This window comes from Faecalibacterium sp. Marseille-Q4164, from assembly GCF_017377545.1.
Taxonomy (GTDB): Bacteria; Bacillota; Clostridia; order Oscillospirales; family Ruminococcaceae; genus Faecalibacterium; species Faecalibacterium duncaniae.
On record NZ_JAFREJ010000019.1, the window covers coordinates 1 to 22,020 of the forward strand.

24 protein-coding genes and 1 pseudogene are annotated in these 22,020 nt (G+C 51.5%); 1 reads left to right on the plus strand and 24 read right to left on the minus strand.

The genetic code is table 11. The annotated features are described in order from the left end of the window. Nucleotides 1-268 precede the first annotated feature (268 nt). The 6 genes from J3352_RS12315 to J3352_RS12340 all read right to left on the minus strand — a co-directional run bounded on the left by J3352_RS12315 (nucleotide 269) and on the right by J3352_RS12340 (nucleotide 7,642). On the minus strand, nucleotides 269-2,647 hold the full coding sequence (locus J3352_RS12315; RefSeq protein ID WP_156066963.1) for an FtsX-like permease family protein: 2,379 nt from the start codon (nucleotides 2,645-2,647) through the stop codon (nucleotides 269-271). 14 nt (nucleotides 2,648-2,661) lie between these two features. Next, the gene (locus J3352_RS12320) at nucleotides 2,662-3,327 is read right to left on the minus strand and encodes an ABC transporter ATP-binding protein (protein WP_005927557.1); all 666 of its coding nucleotides are present in this window, start codon (nucleotides 3,325-3,327) and stop codon (nucleotides 2,662-2,664) included. 5 nt (nucleotides 3,328-3,332) lie between these two features. Beyond that, nucleotides 3,333-3,593, minus strand: coding sequence for a hypothetical protein (locus J3352_RS12325; RefSeq protein ID WP_005927561.1), 261 nt, complete (start codon nucleotides 3,591-3,593; stop codon nucleotides 3,333-3,335). A gap of 129 nt (nucleotides 3,594-3,722) precedes the next feature. Next, on the minus strand, nucleotides 3,723-5,756 hold the full coding sequence (locus J3352_RS12330) for an ABC transporter permease (protein ID WP_156066960.1): 2,034 nt from the start codon (nucleotides 5,754-5,756) through the stop codon (nucleotides 3,723-3,725). A gap of 165 nt (nucleotides 5,757-5,921) precedes the next feature. Continuing rightward, a complete protein-coding gene (locus J3352_RS12335; protein WP_005927720.1) occupies nucleotides 5,922-6,953 on the minus strand; it encodes a sensor histidine kinase KdpD in 1,032 nt (343 codons plus the stop codon). Next, on the minus strand, nucleotides 6,950-7,642 hold the full coding sequence (locus J3352_RS12340; protein ID WP_148448617.1) for a response regulator transcription factor: 693 nt from the start codon (nucleotides 7,640-7,642) through the stop codon (nucleotides 6,950-6,952). Before J3352_RS12340 ends, J3352_RS12335 begins: the two co-directional genes overlap by 4 nt. A gap of 222 nt (nucleotides 7,643-7,864) precedes the next feature. On the opposite strand from J3352_RS12340, the gene J3352_RS12345 reads away from it, so the two are divergent. Further along, nucleotides 7,865-8,230 (plus strand): helix-turn-helix transcriptional regulator, encoded by a 366-nt coding sequence (locus J3352_RS12345; RefSeq protein WP_004064252.1) that lies wholly within the window; start codon nucleotides 7,865-7,867, stop codon nucleotides 8,228-8,230. Between the two features lie 169 nt (nucleotides 8,231-8,399). Here J3352_RS12345 and J3352_RS12350 read toward each other — a convergent pair whose 3' ends face one another. From J3352_RS12350 to J3352_RS12435, 18 genes and pseudogenes are all read right to left on the minus strand, one after another. After that, complete coding sequence (locus J3352_RS12350; protein WP_156066957.1) at nucleotides 8,400-9,815, minus strand: relaxase/mobilization nuclease domain-containing protein; 1,416 nt, start codon at nucleotides 9,813-9,815, stop codon at nucleotides 8,400-8,402. Nucleotides 9,816-9,894: 79 nt separating this feature from the next. Next, nucleotides 9,895-10,185 carry a CD1845 family protein gene (locus J3352_RS12355; protein ID WP_009901657.1) on the minus strand — a complete coding sequence of 97 codons (291 nt, stop codon included), beginning with the start codon at nucleotides 10,183-10,185 and terminating at the stop codon, nucleotides 9,895-9,897. A 175-nt stretch (nucleotides 10,186-10,360) separates the two neighbouring features. Then, nucleotides 10,361-10,702: a plasmid mobilization relaxosome protein MobC gene (gene mobC / locus J3352_RS12360; protein WP_156066954.1), complete on the minus strand. Its 342-nt coding sequence runs from the start codon at nucleotides 10,700-10,702 to the stop codon at nucleotides 10,361-10,363. Continuing rightward, a complete protein-coding gene (locus J3352_RS12365; protein WP_003500078.1) occupies nucleotides 10,702-10,884 on the minus strand; it encodes a DUF4316 domain-containing protein in 183 nt (60 codons plus the stop codon). The genes mobC and J3352_RS12365 overlap by 1 nt, the downstream gene beginning before the upstream one ends. A gap of 12 nt (nucleotides 10,885-10,896) precedes the next feature. Then, complete coding sequence (locus J3352_RS12370; RefSeq protein ID WP_055194529.1) at nucleotides 10,897-11,520, minus strand: hypothetical protein; 624 nt, start codon at nucleotides 11,518-11,520, stop codon at nucleotides 10,897-10,899. 99 nt (nucleotides 11,521-11,619) lie between these two features. Beyond that, nucleotides 11,620-12,021: a cysteine-rich VLP protein gene (locus J3352_RS12375; protein WP_012741674.1), complete on the minus strand. Its 402-nt coding sequence runs from the start codon at nucleotides 12,019-12,021 to the stop codon at nucleotides 11,620-11,622. Then, the gene (locus J3352_RS12380) at nucleotides 12,022-12,219 is read right to left on the minus strand and encodes a hypothetical protein (protein WP_015553880.1); all 198 of its coding nucleotides are present in this window, start codon (nucleotides 12,217-12,219) and stop codon (nucleotides 12,022-12,024) included. Continuing rightward, the gene (locus J3352_RS12385; RefSeq protein WP_156066951.1) at nucleotides 12,216-12,863 is read right to left on the minus strand and encodes a DUF4366 domain-containing protein; all 648 of its coding nucleotides are present in this window, start codon (nucleotides 12,861-12,863) and stop codon (nucleotides 12,216-12,218) included. Before J3352_RS12385 ends, J3352_RS12380 begins: the two co-directional genes overlap by 4 nt. Next, on the minus strand, nucleotides 12,850-13,116 hold the full coding sequence (locus J3352_RS12390) for a DUF4315 family protein (protein ID WP_005927622.1): 267 nt from the start codon (nucleotides 13,114-13,116) through the stop codon (nucleotides 12,850-12,852). The genes J3352_RS12385 and J3352_RS12390 overlap by 14 nt, the downstream gene beginning before the upstream one ends. Nucleotides 13,117-13,138: 22 nt before the next feature. Then, nucleotides 13,139-14,806, minus strand: coding sequence for a CD1108 family mobile element protein (locus J3352_RS12395; RefSeq protein ID WP_156066948.1), 1,668 nt, complete (start codon nucleotides 14,804-14,806; stop codon nucleotides 13,139-13,141). Between the two features lie 279 nt (nucleotides 14,807-15,085). Next, entirely contained in the window at nucleotides 15,086-17,515 is a 2,430-nt protein-coding gene (locus J3352_RS12400) for a VirB4-like conjugal transfer ATPase, CD1110 family (protein ID WP_370569105.1), read from the minus strand. After that, nucleotides 17,433-17,819 (minus strand): PrgI family protein, encoded by a 387-nt coding sequence (locus J3352_RS12405; RefSeq protein WP_003500106.1) that lies wholly within the window; start codon nucleotides 17,817-17,819, stop codon nucleotides 17,433-17,435. Before J3352_RS12405 ends, J3352_RS12400 begins: the two co-directional genes overlap by 83 nt. Before the next feature lie 44 nt (nucleotides 17,820-17,863). Next, nucleotides 17,864-18,484: a hypothetical protein gene (locus tag J3352_RS12410; protein ID WP_370569106.1), complete on the minus strand. Its 621-nt coding sequence runs from the start codon at nucleotides 18,482-18,484 to the stop codon at nucleotides 17,864-17,866. Between the two features lie 42 nt (nucleotides 18,485-18,526). Further along, nucleotides 18,527-18,949 (minus strand): SpoVG family protein, encoded by a 423-nt coding sequence (locus J3352_RS12415; protein ID WP_117613993.1) that lies wholly within the window; start codon nucleotides 18,947-18,949, stop codon nucleotides 18,527-18,529. A 43-nt stretch (nucleotides 18,950-18,992) separates the two neighbouring features. Further along, nucleotides 18,993-19,859 carry a VirB6/TrbL-like conjugal transfer protein, CD1112 family gene (locus J3352_RS12420; protein ID WP_156066942.1) on the minus strand — a complete coding sequence of 289 codons (867 nt, stop codon included), beginning with the start codon at nucleotides 19,857-19,859 and terminating at the stop codon, nucleotides 18,993-18,995. A 40-nt stretch (nucleotides 19,860-19,899) separates the two neighbouring features. Continuing rightward, nucleotides 19,900-19,983, minus strand: a pseudogene (locus J3352_RS12425) (Maff2 family mobile element protein); the annotation flags it as partial. Between the two features lie 91 nt (nucleotides 19,984-20,074). Next, nucleotides 20,075-21,745, minus strand: coding sequence for a recombinase family protein (locus tag J3352_RS12430; RefSeq protein WP_005335872.1), 1,671 nt, complete (start codon nucleotides 21,743-21,745; stop codon nucleotides 20,075-20,077). After that, nucleotides 21,746-21,943, minus strand: coding sequence for a hypothetical protein (locus J3352_RS12435; protein ID WP_002595102.1), 198 nt, complete (start codon nucleotides 21,941-21,943; stop codon nucleotides 21,746-21,748). It abuts the gene before it with no gap. Nucleotides 21,944-22,020 lie beyond the last annotated feature (77 nt).

Genomic DNA, 22,020 nt, shown 5'->3' on the forward strand with positions numbered 1-22,020 from the left:
AAAACCGCCGTATCGTCAGTGATATAGGAAAGCACACGAAATCCTCTGCCCGTCAGCGGTTTTTTTCTTTTCCCCGCTGTGGGGGCAGATGTTTCTTAATTGATTTACCACAAGCATAAACTACAAATGTTACACAAATGTCCGAGGCGTCTTTGATTTCGACAGAAAAACAGGCTGAATTGTTACAAAGCTCGGACATTTCAAAAATTTCTTTGAGAAATGACGAAAAAAGCGGGGCAGCACACGCCGCCCCGCCGATCCCATACGGTTATTCCATTGCCCGCATTTGTTCAATCAGAGATTGTTTTTTCTGTCTGCGGATTGTCCATACAGACAAGATCAGCTCCATTCCGAACAATACCAGAATGAACAGCCCCATTTCCAAAACCGGGAATTGATAAGGCACTACATTTCCGGCAAAAGCACCTACACTCATTTTTCTGCAAGCAAAGATGGAAGCCGGAAGCCCAACGATCAGCGTTGCCAATGTTGCAAAGAGCGCATAGCACAGCCCCTCACAGATGTTCATTTTACATAGCTGTTTTTGTGTTAGGCCGATAGAACGCAGAATACTGTTTTCCTGCTTTCGGGCGATCTGGTTAGAGAGTGTCGTGTTAATCAGGTTGATAACGCCAAAGAGAAATACCAGCCATGACAGTACCTCCATACTGCCAAACGCAAAAGAATTTGTCATTTCTTCATATTCAATCACTGTATTGATTTCATCTAAGGCAATATTACTATGGCTGGCAACAATATTTTTCAATTCAGCTCCCACATAGTCCGTTTTTTTAGGGTCATTTACAATGCTCCATGAATAGTCAAAAGAGGTGATTTCCGGGTGCAGTTCGTGGAACAACGCTTCTGGTGCAAAAAGAGTTGCCCCATCTAAGTGCATCCTGCCATGTCCTGAATATACCTTTGCAGGAGCGTATAACCCCGATATGGTAACAGAAACGGATGGCTGTTCTTCTCCCAAAGAAATCTCAACCGTTGAACCAACACCCATATCCTCATTCTGCTTTAGCACATTATAGTCAATTACAATACTACGGGAATCTGTTGGCATGGTTCCCTCTGTCAGAGCCGCTTCAACTACCGCATAATTCTGGTCGGTCAGCATATCGCACATACCACCAGCTTGATGAATCTCTGTTTTATAAGTTGCATGGAGAGATTGCCTGCTTGGAATTATATCTGTAACGCCATCAATAGATAAGATTTCCTGCTTTAATTCCTCATTCAATGGATTTCCCGCTGCCATAACCTTTTCTTCTGTCATTTCAGAATCCAAATAAATTTTATAGTCGCCGTCTGGGAAAAACTGTCTTGCAAGCGCCTCTGGTGAGCGCAGCAAAACAATGGAGGATACCACAAGCAGGATAATTCCGCCCAAACTCAATGAGGCTACAATAGCAACGGTCTTTTTTCGGTCACGCCTAAAATTTGCAATTCCCATTGAAACAGGATTGAGCTTGATATTCTTTTTCCGGCTGCGGATGTCCTTTTGCGCCGGGGTAAAATGGACGGCTTCAATGGGGGAAATCCCTGCCGCAATTTTCACCGGCTTACGGATGGAAACAGATACCATGATCCAACTGCTTATAAGCGTTAAAATAACCGTTGCCACATAGGAAACAGCGTTAAAACCCTTGGAAAACAGGAGGAAACCGCCGCATACGCCCAGCACTGTGCCAATCAGAATCCCGATACTGCCGAGTTTGCGTCCCTCGTTCTTTACAATCCGCTTGATTTGCTTTGGTGTCGCACCAATCGTCCGAAGCTGCCCGTAGCTTTGGATTTTGTCATTGATGGAGATACGGAAGATACTCTGGATCACAATATAGCCGCCAATCAGAACAAGGGCAATCACACCTGCCATCAGTGCAAAATCAAAGGATTTAGAAGCATAGGCAAAATACTTACTGTTCATTTTGGGCATAGGAAGCTGATATTCCTCCGCAATCTCCCTGCAATAAGAGGTCATCAGTTCTTCGCCCAACTGGTCGCTGTTTTTGAAATGGACATAGGCGCGATAGCCAGTCGGGTCAAACCCTTTCCATTCTGTCAGGGCAGCGTTGGAAAGAATGATAGCGCAGGTATTCGCTTCTTTTTCATTTACGCTGTCCATAATGCCGGTAACGACATAATCACCATGAAAACTCTCTGTATCTAAGGTCACAGTGTCCCCAATTTTGGCATTGTTTCCATAGGTGGAAAGAAAGTATTCGCTTACGACAACTTCATTTGCTTTTTCAGGAACCCTCCCCTCTAACAACTCCATCTGCGCCTTGGTAATCTCCATCATTTGCGCGTCGCAATACACATAAGACGCATGATAGCCCTGTTCCGAAAGTTCCTCACCCAGCATATAGTAGCCGCCTACGCGCTCAAACTCCGGCAGTCCTTTCAGGGTTTCAATGTCGTTTTCCTCCACGCCCAGCCAGACCGCCTCATAAGTATCGACAACCTGATTGCGTTGCATTTGTGTCAGGGAAGTAGACACAATTCCCGTAAAGCAGATCAGAAACGCCGCCAGTGCAACGGCAATCACCACCATCAGATTCCGGCGCTTCTCGCTTTGCAAACTTTTCTTTGCCAGCTTCTTTGTAATGGCGCTGGTATCATTCTCAAAAGGCCATGTCATAGCCTGCCACCTCCTTACTCCACAATCTTGCCGTCCTCAATGCGGACAATCCGATCTGCAAGGCGGGCAATGTCGTTGTTGTGGGTAATCATCACAACAGTTTGCCGGAACTCTGCACTGGTGCGCTTGATAAGCCCCAGCACCTCGGCGCTGGTCTTGCTATCAAGGTTGCCGGTTGGCTCGTCGGCCAGAACAATAGCCGGTTTGGTAATCAAGGCGCGGGCGATAGCCACACGCTGCTGCTGGCCGCCGGAAAGATTGTTCGGCATATTTTTCAGTTTATCTTCCAGCCCCAGCAGGTGAACGATCTCGTCCAAAAACTTCTGATCCACCGTGTCCCCGTCCAGCTCCACCGGCAGGACGATGTTCTCATACACATTCAGGATAGGAACAAGGTTATAGTTCTGGAAGATAAAGCCGATGTTGCGGCGGCGGAAGATGGTAAGCTGTTCGTCGTTCATTTTCGACAGTTCTTTGTCCCGGACAATCACATTGCCGGAAGTAGGGGTGTCCAGCCCGCCCATCATGTGAAGCAGGGTGGACTTGCCGCTGCCGGAGGTTCCCACAACGGCCACAAATTCGCCGTCATTTACAGAGAAGTTCACGCCGTCAAGGGCGCGGGTGATATTCGGCTCTGTACCGTAATACTTTTTCAGGTCGATAGTCTGTAAAATTCTCATAAAATTCAATCCTTTCTTTGTTTGTTGTAAATGCGGAACGCTGCTGCGCCGGTGGCCGCCAACTGTACCAGAATCAGCACAGCGAACAGTCCGAAGCTCTCATAGTAGAACAGTTCATCCCAAAACAGGAGAACATCACAGAGGGCAGTCAAGGCAACCGTCCAGCGGATGTGCTGGGCCAGCCTTTGCCAGAACGCCAGCACAAGGGCAACGGGCGGGACGATCAGCAGCGCCAGATTCAAAATCATGGTCGGGGTCAGTTCCATTGCAACGCCTCCTCACTTTTGTTGATAAGGTCATTGCAAAACCCAAATGTCCGCGAAATGTTACAGCGGCCAAAAAATTTCATCGAAAATCGGGGTGAAATGTTACAACGCTCGGACATTTCAAAATTATTATTCAACTACCCTTAATCGAGCTACAATACTTGTTTTTCTAAAATAGCGAAACGAAACATGAGGAACTATAATCGCCACAACGCAAATAACAATTCCCTCTAATATCAACGGGAAAATCGTAGGCTGTATTGTAAACAGCCATAAGTCAGGTTGATTAAAGAAAGTAGGAAGAATTGTATTTGCAACAATAAGAGAGAGAGGTAAACCCATTACACAAATCAGAAATGCGTAAAACAATCCCTCCAATACGGTCAATTTGTTAATTTGTTTTTTCGTCATTCCGATGCTCTCTAATGTAGCAAATTCCCGTTGCCGGTTTATAATGCCCGTTATAATGATGTTGGAAAAATTCACAAGCCCGATACTTCCTAATAGAAACCCAATAAGGCCACCTATGATAAAAATAGTTTGTTTTAATCCATTCATAGTTTGTGCCAATGTTTCAGACGATGCGTATTCAACGGTAGGCAAAGAATTGATGTACTCGGTCGCTGGCAAAAAGTGTTCTTTTTCCACATCAAACACATAACTCATTATGGCTGGATTGTTATACAATTCCACAAACATCTCATTACTCATATAGAAAATAGGACAATCGCCGCCAACATCAGTGTAGCCAACATTCTTACCCGGAGATTCTACCAATGAAAAATCAACCACTGCACGCGCAATTACCGAAACCGTTTTATAAGGCAATCCATCTTTGTAAATGGTAACTTCCTGATTGAGCGGACAAAGAAATTCAGGAGATTCATTTGGGTTGATCGCTGAAATTTCTATAACAGAGTTTCCACTTTCCAAATATGAGGTTAGTTGCTGTATATCTGTTTCTCCCTCAATGAAATTCAATTTAGGAAGTATTGATTTTTCTACCCCGTAAATATTGCAAAGAGGTCGATAATCAACACCGAGTTTTACTGGATAAGTTCTGCCATCAACCATACCACTTCGTATAAGGTGATTATCTTCTGTGTATTCGTCTAATACTTCCGTGACCAAACTACCATAATCATAAGTAACACTGACATCATCCAAAGTGTTTTTATAAATTCGACTTCCGTTCAGCACAGGAATATTATTTTCAATATCAGATATGATTTCATTACTAACAGAATCATCTTTAAATCGAAAACCTTGCACATTAGAAAATGTGTTTGGGCTTGCCACAACAAAATCAAATGAGGTAACAGAAGATACATATTTTTTAACATCAACACTATTTCCGATTGCGATTGCACTGTTTAGGAGAATAATGCAGAGTATCATGGATAAGACGATAAATATGGTACGCTTTGAATTTCTTCTTAAATTTCTCCATGCCATTTCTGTTATTCTATTCTTAAACGAAAGACGATTCTTGTTGGCACTATGATAATTGTCTTTTTCATAGTATCTGGTTGCCTCAATGGGCGAAATCGTAGCTGCAATTTTGAATGGTTTCTTTATGCTCACCCAAACAGTAATCGCACTAAATATCCCGGCAACGACAAAAATAATAGGATTAAAACTCAAGTTCACAGAAAGATTGTGATACTCGCCTTTCATAAAATTAAGAATCCACGGAAGCATAAGTATTCCTACTATATATCCTAAAATCAACCCAATAGATATACCAATTATAGACAGCCAAAATGCTTGCTTATAAACAATTCGCTTGATTTGCTTCTCCGTTGTTCCGATTGTTCTTAATAAGCCATATTTCTTTATTTCTTGAACAACAGAAATCTCAAAAATATTGCGAATGAGCAAATAGCCCGTTATTACAAAAATCATAATAAAAAACAGGGCTGCTATTATGGCAATCCAATTTACAGATGTACCAGTGGATGGGCTGGTTCCCCTAATTTGCAAAATAGTTGTCTGTATAGACTGGATCGCTCCAACACATAAAGTCGTTACAGAAGTAAAAAGCATTGATGTTAAAACGATTGCTATTACAGCAACAATATTTCGTAATTTGTTGGCTTTGAAGCTTCTTTGCGCCAGCTTCTTTGTAATGGCGCTGGTGTCATTTTCAAAAGGCCATGTCATAGTTGTATCACCTCCATATTTGATAAGGGTATTGTAAAACCTAAATGTCCGCGAAATGTTACAGCGGCCAAAAAATTTCATTGAAAATCGAGGTGAAATGTTACAACGCTCGGACATTTCAAAAAAATTTACGGCGGGCAGCCGGAAATGGCCGTCCGCCGCGTTTTATTTTGTCGGCAGCATAATGGAAAATTCTGAACCCTTGCCCGGCTCCGAAACCACTTTGATATAGCCGCCTTGCCGCGTTACGATCTCGCGGGCCAGATACAGGCCAATGCCCACGCCCTGCTGTTCGTGTACTTCTTCCTCACGATAGAAGCGCCGGAAGATGGCAGCCTGATTGCTTTCGGAAATGCCCTTGCCGGTGTCGGTCACTTTGACCTCCACATACATTTCCCACAGCACCACTGACACGGCGATTTTCCCGCCTGCCGGGGTGTACTTCACTGCATTGTCCAGCAGGTTAAAGAGGGCTTCGGATGTCCACTTGCTGTCATGGAAAACGGTCAAATCCTCCGGGCAGTCCACGGACACAGCGATTTCCTTTTTCTCCGCTGCATACACAATCCCACTCATGGCCTGCGCCACGGTATCAAAGAGGCGACCCGGTTTCTTATCCAACTGGATCACGCCCGTTTCCAGCCGTGAGGTTTTCACAAGGGCCTGAAAGAGAAAGTCCAGCTTATCCGTCTGGCTGCGGATTCCCCGGATAAAGTCGGTGCGCTCCGCCTCGGTCATGGGCTTTTCCAGCAGGGTGTCCGTCGCCATTTTCAGATTGCTTACCGGCGTTTTCACCTGATGGGAAATATCCGATACAAGGGTCTGTAACTCCTGCCGTTCCTCGTCCACCCGGCGGCGGTTCTCCTGCATGATCTGGTAAAGCCTTGCCAGCCGGTGTCCGATTCTGGCAAGCTGGGTTTCGCTGTCCTCTGGCCGCTGGGGCGCTTCATTCCCGGCGATCATGTGGTCTAAGGTCTGGCACAGGTCAGCGGTAAACTGCGACAGCCGCTTTCCAAACGCCTGCGTCAGTACAAAAATTCCCACAAGGGCGCACAGCAGCAGCGCCCCGCCCGTCAGCAGCACCGCCGTCTGTTTTGTCACAAGAAACAGGGCTATGGTGATCCCGGACATGGAGAGGACAAGCCCCATTGCCACCCGGCCAAACAGCCGCTTTACCGAGAGGTTTTGAAACTTCATTTTGCCTCGCCTCCCGTCCATTGATAGCCCATGCCGTAAACGGTCTTAATGTAGGGCGCGCCGCCGTCGGATTCAATCTTGCTGCGAATCCGGCTGATGGAGGTTGTCAGGGTGTGTTCGTCTACAAACCTCTCGTCTATATCCCACAGCTTTTCCAAAAGCTGCCCACGGGTCAGCACTTGCCGGGGATTTTTACGGAACAGGTTCAGCATTTTGTACTCCATCGGGGATAGGGTCAGGGGCTTGCCGTTTAAGGAAGCCGTCTGCTCCGAAAAGTCCAGAAACAGCCGCCCGTCGTCGTAAATATCCTTGGCCGGTTTGTGGTGTTCCAGCATGGCGAACATGGCTTTGATTTTCCGCTGCAAGGCCCCAATCACAAAGGGCTTTGTGATGTAGTCCACCGCGCCCACCTCATAACCCCGTATCTGGTCGCTCTCCTGATCGTTGGCGGTCAGGAAAATCACGATGGTATCCGGGTGCTGGGGCTTTATCAGCTTGCACAGTTCAAAACCGTTCCCGTCCGGCAGGTTGATGTCCAGCAGCACTAAATTAAATTCCCGCTGGCGGATGGCGTCGGCTGCGGTTCTGGCATTTAGGGCAGAAGTCACGCCATAGCCGTCTGCGGTCAGGTTATAGGCCACCATCTTATTCAAAAAACTGTCGTCCTCGACAATTAAAATCTGCTTCATATCCTCACTTCCTTTGCTTTTTGCAGATAGTATAACAGGCAAATGTCCGCGAAATGTTACAGCGGACGGATTTTTCAAAAAATTATTTCTCCATAAATTATATAGCCTGTTGGCTTTTACATCAAGATTTTACAAGTGAATAGTGAAATGAAATACTACCTTACATAAAGTTTCATTACATTCTCATAATCCAGCCCGAAATGTACAATGATATAGGGTGATATGAGAATGAACCAAGATGAAAGAAGGTTTGACTTTCACGGCCTCGGGGCAGCTCTCAAAAGAGCCAGAGAAGAAAAGGGCTGGACACAAGCCTACGTTGCGGAATTAGTAGACCGTGACTCCCGTACCATTATGAATATTGAGAACAAAGGTCAGTATCCCAGCTTCGACCTTTTTGTTAAACTCATTACCATGTTTGACGTTTCAGTTGACCAGTTTATTCATGCGGACGGAGGGGCAAGGTCAAGTTCTTGCAGAAAGCACATTGATGTGCTCCTAAATTCTATGAATGAAAAAGAGCTTGTTGTAATAGAAGCCACAGCCGAGGGCATTAAGAAAGCCAGAGAAACGGAGGTTCCAGAATAAGGGCCTCTGTTTTTTTGCGCCATTTTAGGGGCTGTCGCTAAGTGGCAAGCAATGCCTCTGTGGCCACAAGTGGCACAAAGGCGGCTTGTTGGGGCTCGCCCCAAACCCGTATCTTCGGGCCAACATGGCCCGAAGTGTCAGCGTCGCTTTGCTCCTTATTTTCATAACCTTAACGCTCCTTTTCCTGCTTTCTTCCCGGCTCGGTGTAGCCCATCAGAGTGTCAATGTTCGCCTTGATCGTGACGAGCTCCTGCATATCCCGTCGTGCCTTCTGGTATTCTCCATAGAGCTGTTTTTTCTTTGCTGTGAGCTTGCGGCCTTCCTCCTTCAGCACATCCATTTTAGGGAGCTTCGCCCCGCCCAGCAGAGAGCGCATTTCCGCTTGTGCAGCCCGGTACAGTTCAAGGTCGGCCTCATGCTCCGCAAGGAATTTCCGGCTGTACTTCGTCGCCTTATACTGCTCAAAGACTGGGCGGATTTTGGCATACTGAACCGTTGCGGCCTTTAGCCCGGCATTGGTTTTCATGGCCTGTTCCGTCTGCTTGACCTGTTCGGAAATAACATGGAAACGGTCTGCCGCCTCGGTGGCTTTCTTCGCCAACTGCTCATAATCGGTCAGGTTATTGTCCTGTATATAGGCAAGAGCGGCGGCCATCTGCTTAATGTTAAATACCTTCGCCCAGCGTTCATATCCCGGCCCCTTACCGGCAGCCAGCTTTGCTTGAATATCCACCGCCAGACTGATTTTCCGCTCCGAGCGCCCGGGGCGTTTTTCTTTGCCCTCAATGGCGGACAGAACATCTTGCAAGTCGTAGCCGTCCCCCAGCGTGGAGGCACGCAGACGGGTGAAGCGTTCCTGTCCCTGCCCGGTCAGCCGGAAGCTGATACCGCCGCCCCGAACCGTCTTGACCTCATACCCGGCCCGCTTCATCAAATTGAGAAATTCGTCCAGATCAGCGGGGCGTTCCGCCAGCGCAGTATCAATAGCAAGGCGCAGTCGGTCCTGATAGGAAAGCGGCCCTTTCCGGTCTTTCTGCCACTCCCCATAGTTCCGATACTTGCTCTTGCTCCGGGGCTTCGGGTTCTCCACGATGGACAGCCCGTTTTCAAGGCACAGCCTGTCAGAGAGCCGCCGAAGGGCGAAGCTGGAGCCCCAAAAATTTCGGAATTTCCGGGTGCAGTCAAGGGTGGTGGAGTTGTAATAAATGTGACAATGGATGTGCTGCTTATCGGTGTGCGTGGTAACGATAAAAGCGTGCCGCCCCTTTGTCCAGCGCATAGCCAGCTCATAGCCGATACGGTTCGCCTCCTTCGGGGTGATCTCGCCCGGATAGAAGGATTGTCGTATCTGATAGCACAGCACATTATTTTCTTTCTTCTGTTCCCGGCCCGTCATAGCGGCATAGCTGGCCTTTGCCAAAAGGAACTCGTCCGCCACGGTGGCCGGATCACATTCATAAGCGGAGATATACTTTCCGCTTTCTGTTTTCTCCGGGTTTTTGCCATAGTCCAGACAATCCCGGATAGCCTCAGCAATCGTTTCGCCTTCGCCCGCATGGCGCTGTAACAAAGTTGTGGTAGCCAAAAATCATTCCTCCTTTCCATGAGAAAGGGGCGGCCCATTCAGACCGCCCCGACTTCGGGCCAGTATGGCCCGAGGCTGCTTAACTTGCCAGAAACCGGTACAGAGCGGATTTGCCTCCGTCCAGCGCCCAAAGAAGGGAGCCCGCCGCCGCTTGCAGTCCATACGGCGAAAGAAGGAAGGCAAGAAACAGAAATACAATCCCGCCTATGGGCGTCGGCGTGAAAAAGAGAGCGACACCCAGCACCGCCAGGATCACAGAGGCAATCGTCAGCAGGACGGCACAAATATCAAACAGGAACACCAGCAGAGCCGCCAGAAGGGACAACGCTAAAGCAAAGGGAGCAACCAATATTTTCAGCAGTATCTTCATCTTCAAAACCTCCTTTATCTATCCTTCCTACCTCTATTTTATCATGCCTGCCCGGGGACATAAATGTTGCGAAAGATTAGTAAATCCTGTCCCAAACCTTCGGGTCATACTGGCCCGAAGTGGTAAAAAAAGAGCAGGGCGGCAAGCCCCGCAACGGAAGCCTGCCGCCCTCGTCTTACTTTGCCACCAGCTCGGAGAGCTCCCGCAGCACCTTTGACACCTCGCCCCACAGCTTTTCATAGTCCCGCTTCAATCCGTCGATTTCCTCCGGGTACACGCCATAGGTATGTGCGTGTATGGCAACCTGATTGAGATTGTTAGAACAGCGCCGTTGCAGAGAGATCAGCTCTTTTACGGGCGCAAGGTCGAGGTGCAGGATATACCCATTCAGAGCCATTTTCCGTACATAAGCCCCGGCGTTGGAAATGCCCGCTTCAGCCATCCGTTCATGGATGGTTGCCAGCTCGTCCGGCGTTACCATGACGTGCAGATGGACATTCCGCTTGCGGTTCTCCATCAGCGTTCCAGCTCCCGGCCTTTCCGGCGCTCTTTGGGTTCCTTTACCTTATCAAGCGGTTTTGCGTCCAGCTCCGGGGGCGTGGGTGGGATGGGCGTGTTGTTGGGTACGCCGTCGATCATGTTGCAGTTCTGCTCCGTGGAGAGCTCGGCGGTTTTCAGATAGTTGTCTTTTTCGTGCATGGCGTTCCTCCTTTATCGTTCCTCATGGTTTTTATGGCTCCGCTTCTGGCCGGGCTCCTTCGGGGGTTCCTGCCCTCTGGTTCCTTCTTTGAGCCGGGCGGTAATGGATGGGCGCACCCGGTCAGGATTGCCCGGTGCTGGTTTCAGTTCATAATCCTCCATCTGCTTTTCGGTCAGCGGCTTTGCGTAGGTCAGTTCGCCCCATGCCATCAGACTGCCGTCTGCCACAGGACGCCGCCTGTCATCATCGTAGTTGACGATGGAAAGAGGCTGGTTATCCGGCAGCTTCGGGTAAGTTCCTATGTCCACGGGCCGCTGGGTGGAATAATAGCGGTAAACGCCCTCCGGTCCGAGCTCGGTATGCTTGACCGCCGCATGGTAAAGCTGCTGATAGTCGTCCACCCGGCGGTCAAAGTCCCTCTGCGCCCACGCCTGACTGGTTCCATAGCGACCCCAGTAGTAATCCCGATGGCCGTTTTCCCCCTCGGTAAACTGCCAGGTCACAAAGGGGCTCGGCGCTCCCGGATTATGCCCCAGCGCAAAGCCGTGTCCGGTTTCAAAGGTGGCAGCTTTCAAAATCACATATCCTTGTACTGTCTCCAAGAGATCCCTCCTTTCTGTGCCTCGGGTCAACATGACCCGAAGTGCTGGATGTTACGAAATAAGAGGGCAGACCGGGGAGAAATGTAATAAGATATTCCCACCCCGGAAACACCCTCAAAAAAGCCCGGAATGTCAAGCCTTTGGTGGCGGCAAATCGTAACAGCCGCCCGGCCTTTTCTCCCGCATTTTCCTCATGCGTTCCCGGCTTTTTCGGCGGTTCCCTTCGGCCTTGCAGGCGTCGGAACAGTAGGCTTGACGCCCCTCGGGCAAAAACGCCTTTCCGCAGACCGCACAGGCTCGCAGCTCCGGGGAGATGCCTTCCGTTGTCAATGACGCTTGAAGCTCCGGGTTAAGAGGCAGGACAGCCTCACGGAAATAACGGCAGTACGCCCCTGTCCAGCACTTGTGCAGCATATAGCAGGCACAGTCAAGAGGAAGGCACAGGCCGCTTTCCCGGTCATAGTTGGCGCACATCCCCGTGACAAGAGAACGGATTTTCTTCTTCTCGTCACGGGTCAGCTCCCGGGCGTCCATTTAAGACTTCGGGCCACGATGGCCCGAAGGGCGGGACTCCACGATCAGCGCCCGGAACTTCTTCCGGCACTGCTTTTTCTTTCCTTTGCACTCCTTGTAGTAACGGCATCCCTTACAAGGGTCGTCATTGTCCCAGCCGGGGTGCGGTACTTCCTTCATCATTCGTTCAAAAGGGCTGCTTGTAAAATTCATTCTCATTCCTCCGTATCTTCCTCCCACGGCGGGGTATCTTCGTCATCGGGTTCCTCTGCGATCTCCTCCAGCTCCCCGTCCTCATATTCGCAGTAATCATCTTCCAAATCCGGGGCCTCATGCTTCGGCTTGTAAATCTTGAAATAGTAACCAATCCCACCGCCGGCCAGCACCACCGCACCGATCAGGAGCAGAGAGAGAAGGGGGCTGTCCTTTTTCTCCGGCTCGGGTTCCGGTACTTCCTCCACAGGTTCGGTGGGCTTTGGCTCTGGCTCCGGGGGCACTTCTTTGGGCGGTTCCTTACCCTGTTCGGCAAGAGGCAGAAGGTCGTCTGTGGTAACGGTATTGAGGAAATAGACGTTCTCGCTGGTTTTCTGTTTGTCGATCACCAGATAAAACACGCTCTCGTCTGCTGTGGTAATGGTGTAAAACTCTTTACCGTCCTCGTCGGTGGCGTTGTCCACCACGGTTCCCGTCCCGTCCGGGGTAAAGGGGTTCTGTGTTTCCGGCTCCGCTTCGGTTTCCGCCGGGGCGGGAGCTGCCTCCGGCTGCGGCTCGCTGCTCTGGGCGTAGGCCGGGACCGTAAAGATCAGGCAACACAAAAGGCTGGCAGCCATCGCCGCCAGCCTGCGAAATTTAGTTTTCTTCATGGGCCGTGTCCTCCTTTTCGGGTGCCTCCGGCTTCGGGTCAGTATGGCCCGAAGCGGTAAGGCTGTTTTTGGGGTCATTCAGAAAAGCCATAAGCTGGGCGGGCGTCAGTTTAAGGGAGCGCACCGCCTGCACGATCTGGCTGTTTTCTTCCTCCTGTTTCTGCTTTTCCAGCTCCCGGATTTTGGCCTGCCATTCGGCGGCCTTCTCCCGGGCTTTTTCCAGTTCCTTATCGAGCTTGTCGATTTTGTTCATGCAAGGACTCCTTTCCTCTGGCTCACAAACGCCCGAAGGCATAGAAATGTGTCTGCCAGTAGCTTGAATTGATGTTTGCGTATTGGATGGGCGAACCACAATGGAGCATCATCCCGTCGCCCACATAAATCCCCACATGGGATACAGGGCCGGGGCTGTCATAGGTTCCCGTGAAAAAGATAATGTCGCCGGGCTTTGCCTCGGAGGGGGAAATGATAGCACAATGATTATAAATGCCCTGCGCCGTGGTACGGGGCAGGTTGTGGACGCCGCTGGCCGTGTACACCCAGCAGACAAAGCCCGAACAGTCAAAGGAGGTGGACGGGCTGGAGCCGCCCCACACATAGGGCCAGCCGATGTACTTTGTAGCTTCTTCCATGAGCGCCGCAAAAGCCGGGTCATCCAGCGCCTCGCCGGGTATCTCATAGCTGGGGCCGGTATCTTCGCCGCCGTTGTAAATCCCTTCCCACAGATAGGGTTTGTTGCCTTTGAGCTGCTGCATAACGGTGTAGATTTCCCGCTGCTGTTCGTTAAGCCTCGGCAGGATCACGGCGGGCAGCGTTTTGTTTGTGAGAGTCACATTGAGAATGTAATACTCATAGGGGACTTCCTCGGTGGTGGTTTCCCCGGTCTCCGGGTCAGTGCTGGTTTCGGTGCGGTAGCGTATCTCGACTTCCTCCGTCAAGGTCAGCTCATACTGTGCCTCGAAGATTTCCCGCAGTTCGTCCTGCACCTGTTCCCGGAAATACACATGGTACTTTGCCGAGAGATAGGACGCCAGCTCATAGGGGTTATGGCCGATCTCGTCCACCGAATAGCGGTACTCGTCATAGCCGGGATGGGTGCTTTCGATGTTTGCCACCGTCTGCGCCAGCTCGTTTTCCAGCGCCGTGTAGTCCTCGTCCACCCCCAGCAGATCCGTATCCTCCGAGGCGTAGGAGGTGCCGGATAACGCATTGGCAAGACCGCTGCCAAGCGTGGGAAAGATAGAGCTTACCGCCGACACAAGAAAACAGAGCAGCAACAGCAGGAGCAGGACCAGCACCGCCACGGGATGACGGGTCACAAACTGCGCCGCCCGACGGGTCGCAGTTCCCGAAGCGGCAGCGGTTTTCTTTGCGGCCTTTGCGCCCTGTTTTGTAGCCGCCTTTGCTTCTTTGGAATACCGGCGTTTCAGTTTCCATTTCTGCTGCACACGGGAAAGCGGATTGCTGGCAAGTTCCGGGTGCTCGGAGGCCATCTTCTGAAAATCCACATTGGCCCGGGCTTTTATGTCCTTCCGTTCCCACTTTGCCACCTTCCGGGCTGGGTGTTCCCGCCAGCGGCGTTTGGCATAGCGGGTCAGTTTCCGGGCTCCGGCCTCTGCGGCCAGCTCGGATTTATGGGCTCCTTCCACACCCACATTTTCATGCTCAACCTCGTGTATCTTGTTGTGGACATAGAACCACGCTTCTGTACGGGCTCCCCGGACTGCCTTTTTTGCAAGCCCCGGCGGCTTCTTCGCTGCCCGTTTTGCCTCGGTCTTGTCCAGTTTCTCCCGGGCCTTTCCCAGCTTTTCCCCGGTGTGTTCCGCTTTTGCCTGTGCTTTCTGGTACTTGTCCTTTTTGCTCCCGGCCTTCTCAGCGGAGCCCTCCGGCTCCTGTGCCTTGCCGGTATCCTGCGGCCCGCCCGCTTCATCTTCCTGCCTCATGCGGTCAGAAGGGCGGGCTTTCCGGCTGTCCTCTTGAAACTTGCCGCTTTTGGACTTCGGGCCATCATGGCCCGAAGGACTGTCCTGCCCGGCATCCTCGTCCTCAAACCGTAGACGTCGGGACGGTGCGGGGGAAGGTCCTTCCCGTTCTGCCGGTCCGGGGCGATTGTCCCCGGTATCCTCCGTCGGCCCCGGCCTTTGAAAATTCCGTTTGTCCGGTTTCTTTCCGATAATGTATCCCTCCTTTCCAAACCTCGGGCCATCATGGCCCGAAGTGTGTTACGCCCGGTTCATTTCCTGTTTTTTGTCCTCCGGGCGGGTGGTCATAATGGCGTACAGCTCGGTATTCTGCGGGAAGCGGTCAACAAACGGGATGGTGGTGTTCCCGAAGAACAGCAGCCCTTCGCCGGAATTGGTATGGGTCACATAGGAAAGCTGGTGGGGGCTGATCCCAAGCTGTTTGGCTAAAATCTGCCGGTCCCCCTGCGCCTGCGAGAGCAACACAAGGAAGTCCGAGTTTTCAAAGATGTTCTCGATCTCCGGGCTTGCCAGAAAATCCTTCACGTTCTGCGTTAAAGCACTGGGAACGCACCCTTTTTTCCGCAGCATTTTCCAGATCGCCACACAATAGCTTGCCGTCAGACGGTCACGGAGCAGCACATGAAATTCGTCGAAGTAACACCATGTGGCGATACCGCGGAGGAAATTCATGGACACCTGCGAGTTTACCAAGTCCTGCATAATGAGCATGGCAATCGTCCGAAGCCCGGCCCCCAGCTTTTTTAAGTCAAGGCATACCAGACGGCGGTTTAAGTCCACATTGGTTTCATGGTTGAACACGTTAAGGGAACCCGACACATAGATTTCAAGGGCAGTTGCCAGCCGTACCGCCTCGCCCTCCGGCTGGGAACAGAGCAGGTCATACAGGGTTTGGAGGATCGGCATTTTGCTTGTTTCCGGGTCCTGCAAATGTTCCCGGTACATCTGGCGTACACAGCGGTCAATGACGGTCCGCTCCACCGGCTGCAAGCCATCCTTGCCGCCAACGATCAGCTCCATCAGCGACAGGATAAAGTCGGCTTTCAGCGCCATCGGGTTTTCCTCGTCAAAGCTCAGGTCAATGTCCATCGGATTGATGTGGTGGGGGCTGTCCGGGGAAATCTCGATGACCTGTCCGCCCAGCCGCTTGATAAGGGGCGAGTATTCGCCCATCGGGTCCACCACAATGATCCGGTCACGGGTGGCAAGGAACACGTTCACAAGCTCCCGCTTTGCGGCAAAGGATTTGCCGGAGCCCGGCACGCCGAGGAACAGGCCGTTGGGGTTTTTGAGCTTTTTCCGGTTTGCCATGATGACGTTATGGGAAAGTGCGTTGAGCCCGTAATAGACGGCTTCGCCATCCATGCGGAGCTCCTGCGTCATAAAGGGAACGAAAATGGCCGTGGAGCTGGTGGTCATGCCGCGCTTGATCTCAATGCCGTTATGACCCAGCGGAAGGCTGGAAAGAAAACCGTCCTCCTGCTGGAAGTCCAGCCGCTTCAAGGTGCAGTTGTATTTCTGGACGATACCCGACACCGTGAACAGGTCATTGTCCAGCTCCCGGCGGGTCGGGGCCATGTTTACCACAAGGAAGGTCAGCAGGAACATTCTTTCATTCCGGCTCTGTAAATCTTCCAGAAGGGTCTTTGCGTCGTTGCTGTACGTTACAAGGTCGGGCGGAAGTATGTCCATGTCGTACCCTGACCGGGCTGCCTTCTTTTGTTCCTCCACCTTCATCTTGTCAATGTCGGAGACTTTGGCCTTGATAGATTTTACGGCGGCGGCCTGATCGACGGTTTGGATATGGAGAGTGATGGTCATTTCCGCATCCATTTCCAAAAGCTCCGCCAGCAGCTTGTCCGAGAGCTCTGAGGCCAAAATCTGTAAGTAGGAGGCAGCGCCCCAAGTCGTCCCCACCCGGAACAGACGGCTGAAACGAAAATCGAAGCTGTCCGGGGCGATAAAGTCTTTGGTGGAAAGCCCGGTTTTGGGGATCATATCCCATGAAAACCGGAAGGGGGAGCCGCTGCCGGGGTGGAGTTGCCCGTGAAGAAGCTCCAGCCGTTCCAGCCCCGAAAGGGAACGGCACTTGACGCCCAGCTTTTTGAAGTTCCCGCAAATGTCCGCCTCTACACGTTCCAGCCTTGCCCTGGCGGTGGGAAGGTCGTCCACGTTCACGCCGAAGGTCAGGAGCTTTGTGCGGACAATGCCGTTGTTGCTTTTGGCGATCTGGTTTTCCAGCATTTCCACATACTCACACCGGACGCTGTTGTAATCATCGTCCTGCATGGGGATGTTCACGCTGTACCGGCTGCCCGGGCGGCTCCGGTGGTTGAGGAAGGAAAGCTGGAACGGAAGGCTGCTGTCAAAGTAGTTGAGGCAGGCGCTCCACCCGTCAAAGATGGCTGCCTGATCTTCGGACTGTGCGAGCTGGTAGTTGATGTCCTCGTATTCAATGGTTTTGGTGTAATAGCGGTCCGCTACCCGGCACACCCCGTCCCGGTACATTTCCCGGTAAGGGAGGGTCTGCTGGGCGGTGGTGGGAATGTTCTTTCCTTTCGTGAACAGGCCGGTAAGGCCCTGCTTTTCAGGCTTTCTGCCTGCGGGCTTTCCGGCCCTTCTGCTGTTTCGCAATCGGCTGCGCCTCCTTTCTGGCGCTAAGCAGCGCATAGAAGTTTTCGGTTTTGTAAGGCCGCACACGGGGATAGAGGAACCGGGTGCGGATGATGTTTTTCAGCACTTTTTCCAGCGGCAGACCGTCTCGTTCATACATAGCCAGAAAGAAGAACGGGAGCATGAGGCCGATCATCAGGAACATGGCGGCACTGTTCCCGATACTGCCACGGGAAAACAGGTAAGCCGGGAGGCCCACCGCCGCCGCGCTGGAAAAACAAACAAGCTGGCGCTTCGTTAGGTTGAAGGCCAGCTTTGTTTTGATTTTGGAAAGGTCTTTTGGTACTGGCACATAGGCCATTTTGGTACACCTCCTTTATTGCTTCGGGCCAGCATGGCCCGAGGTTATCTTGCGGCCTCTTTGGCCGGGGCTGTGCTGCGGGCAGCTTCGACGGCTTCTCGTCCGCTCTGCCTTGCCCGCCAGTATTCGGGGTGATACTGCCGGATGGACTGATTGAGTTTTTCTTCAAACTGTCCTTTGTCCTTAATGCGGTCAGGGATTTTCCACAGCTTTTTGTCCAGCAGCTCCCGGAGCACTACGCTTTCCTGTGCGTCCTCCTCATAGCAAATATAGCCCTTGTCCTTGAAGCCGCATTTTTTGGCCGCTGGGGAGAGAACGGCGGCTACCTCGTTTGCCACCATCGTTCCGCCGTGGCTGGCGGTAGATACCAAAAACACCCCCGGACAGAGGGTTTCACAGCTCTGCACCTCGCCCCACGGGGAGCTTTTTGGCGCATGGAACATTCCGCCCGTCCGGCTCCGGTCCGCCTGCATGAGCGCCGCCTTTTCCAAGATGGCCTTCAGCTCCGGGGAAAAGTAGGCGTATTCCCGCAGGACACGGGCGGCCTCCCCGCCGCAGGCGTTCATCAACAGGGTATAGGCGTCGCTGTCCGCTTTGGTACAGCGGCCCAGCAGTCTTCCGTCGTAATAGCAGGCCGCGTCATAGCCCATCCGTTTACGTGGCATGGTTCCCGCCTCCTTTCTGCTTCGTGCCAGCATGGCCCGAGGTCAACGCTCTGCACTGCGGCTGGGCTTTTCCTTCGGAGGCCGCTCTGCCTTTGCCTGTTCGGCAGCCGCTTTTCCGGCTTTGAGTTGGTCGCTAATGGACGCACGCCCCACAGAGCCGCGCTCCGCCATCTGTTCCAGCTTTGCCTCATAGGCTTGCAGAACAGCAGTATTGAGCTGTTCCCGGAACTCCTTTGTGACAGGGTAGGCCATATCCCGATAGCCGCCTTTGCCGTCCGGCTGGCTGGGCATCCCAAGAAAGAGGCCCTTGCTGCCCTGTACGATTTTCAGATTTTCTACCACAAAACAATCATTGAATTTCACGCTGGCAAAGCCCATTAGATTTTTCACAGGTTCGATGACCCGCACGCTTACATCCAGTTTTATAGGGGCGGCTGGTGTCCCGCCCGCAGTTTTTTCCTGCATGGATTTCTCCTTTCCGCTTCGGGTCAGCATGGCCCGAAGTCTCTTAATGGCAGCCGAAGATGGATTTTGCAAGACTGCCTGTTTTGAATAAGGTAAAACACAGCAGCACCGTATATCCCACGCAGCCCCAGATCGCCCCGATGGGGTCGCCGTCGGTGGCGATACTCTGGATCAGCACCGCATAGATGGCGACACAGACTAAGATCAATAGACCTTGAAAGCCCACCGCAAAGAGGGAGCGGAAATAGTTCTGCCCCATGTGTCCGGTTTCCCTGTTGGGGACTGTGGCAAACGGGATAGGCGCTAAACTTGTGAGTAAATAAATTTCAATCATACGGCCATATACGATGACGAAGATCACGATGTTTAAGGCAATCATGGTAAGCTGGATCAGGAAGGACTGGAGCCAGAGTCCGAACAGAGGGCCTAACTCCATCGCCTCAAGCTCTGTCCGCAGACTGTCCAGCACATCCGGCGTGATCTCTGTCCCGTTCTGGATAATGCCCGCTGACTGCTGTATCACATGCTGGCTCACATCAAAGACCGCCAGCACGATATTGAAGGTATTCGTCAGGATCATCACAGCCACAAAGGTTTTGAACACCCACTTAAAAAACATCCATGTGTCAACTTCATGGAGGTTGTTGCGTTCTATGAGCATCTGTATCAGTTCATAGGTCATAACAAAAGTGAGGATGCCCCCGGCGATTGGCAGAATGGCAGTTTCGGAGATCTGTCGTATCATGGAAAAGACCCCGGCGTTCCAGTCCGCCGGGGTCGTGCCTACCTGTGTGGCGATCTCGCCAACGCTCTGATTGACGTTATCGAAAAGGCCATCCAGATTTCCCATGATACCATCGACGAGCAGACCTTTCAGCCATTCAACGATTGCGTCGATGATAAAGTCCATACATCAGCTCCTTTTCTGGAAAAGGGACAACGGGTGACACTTAGCTGAACAGGCCGGACAGCAGAGGGATAAGCTGAAGGCCGATCAGAACGACACCGCCGCCCGCCATGAGCTGTTTTATCCCCAATTAGGTGTAAAACTCTGCTCGATGGCGGGCGGCGGCGTACAAAAAATCTATATGGTATTTTTTAAGAGAACCGTCCCGGCGGGACAGGTCAGGCAGTGACCTGTTCCACCTCCGGGATGGGTTTGAGATTAAAATGAATTTCGATAGAAATGTGTCTTGTTTTATCTTCGTCAATGCGCTCATGCACGACGATTTCTTTGATTAAGCGGTTGAGGGTGGCTGCGTCCAGCTCTGTGATGTTGGCGTATTCCTGAATGGCTTCCACCCATTGTTTTGCGTCATTGGCAAGCTGGACTTCATCGGACAGCCGCTTTCTGCCCTCGGACACTTTTGTTTTAAGCTCCGTCTGCTCGGTCTGTGTCTTTTCCAGCATGGTGTTGAAATTCTGCTCACTGATACGCCCTGCAATCATATCCTCATAAAGCCGCATGACCATTTTGTCCAGAACCTCAATCCGTTCCTCGTCCCTTGTAAGGGAGCGTTCCATTGCTTCCCGCTGTTCCCGCTGCTCGGCTTCACAGGTATTGGTCAGGCGGTCAGCAACCGCTTCCCCGTCCATCAGGGCAGCTCTGGCACATTCCCGGATTTTCCGCAGCACATGGCTGTAAAGGGTGTCATAGTCAATCCGGTGCTGGGTGCAGTGGTTCTTTCCAAAGGCATTGTAGGTCTTGCAGGAGTAAATCCGCTGGGGATGTTTTGCGTTTGTGTAGCGTATCGTCAGCGACTTCCCACACTCGCCGCATTTTATCAGTCCGGCAAACAGGCTGATTTCATTGGTCTGCCCCGGACGCTGGCGGGATTTCAGCTTGTTCTGCACAATATCAAAGCTCATGCGGTCAATCAGCGGTTCGTGCTGTCCCTCAACCACAACCCAGTCCTCCGGTTTCTTTTCCCCAATCGTTCCGATTTTGAAGCGGTAGTCTTTTTTCTGGGAAGCAATCGCCCCGGTGTAGACGGGATTCATCAAAAGGTCTTTGATAACGGAGAAGTCCCACATATACCGCCCGTTTTCCGGGTCTTTCTTTTCCCATTTGGTGCGGGTATTGCGAAGCCCCCGTTCCCGGTTCCACCATGTGGGGCAGGGGATTTTTTCTTCCTCCAGCCGTCTGCGGATATAGTTCGGACCATGACCGTTTAGGGCATATCCGAAAATCAGCCGCACAATCGGGGCGGTTTCCTCGTCAATGAGCAGATGGTTTTTGTCCTCCGGGTCTTTCCGATACCCAAACGGGGCAAGACACCCGGTAAACTGTCCTTTCTGCGCTTTCAGAAGATAAGAGGAATGGACTTTCTTGGAAATATCCTTGCTGTACATCTCGTTCAGGATATTCTTGAACGGGGCAATGTCGTTGTTATCCCGTAAGGTGTCGATACCGTCATTCATGGCGATATAGCGCACCCCGTTTCTTGGGAAAAAGTCCTCAATCAAATGCCCGGTTTGCAGATAGTTACGCCCCAGTCGGCTGAGGTCTTTCGTGATAACAAGGTTGATTTGCCTGCGCTCAATGGATCTCAACATTCTCTGTAAATCAGGACGCTCCATATTAAGACCTGTGAAGCCATCGTCCTGATAGACTGCCACAACCTCCCATCCCTGCTTTTCGCAGTATTTTTCCAGCATATCACGCTGGTTTGCGATACTGGCACTTTCGCCTTGCAGGTCATCGTCCTTTGACAGTCTGCAATAGACCGCTGCACGATAGCCCCCGGCAAGTGCCGAACCGATTGTTCTGTATTCCATTTCGTTCATCATAGCCATTTACCCACACAATCCAGACGGTATCCGGCTCTTTTGAACCTCATCTTCATTATACTTCAATTCTTTCTTTTTAGCAAGATATTCTTTTGTATTTGTCTTGCCGTATTTCTGGGAAATCAGGCTGACGAACACATCGGTGGCGTCCAGCTCCCCGTCAAATACAGTGGTCACATGAATCTCTGTTTTGTTTTTTGCCATAGGCAGTTATCCTCCATACATGAAAATAGCCAGACAGAGGGTGTCGGCAACGAAGTCCGGCAACGGGCTTCAAAAGA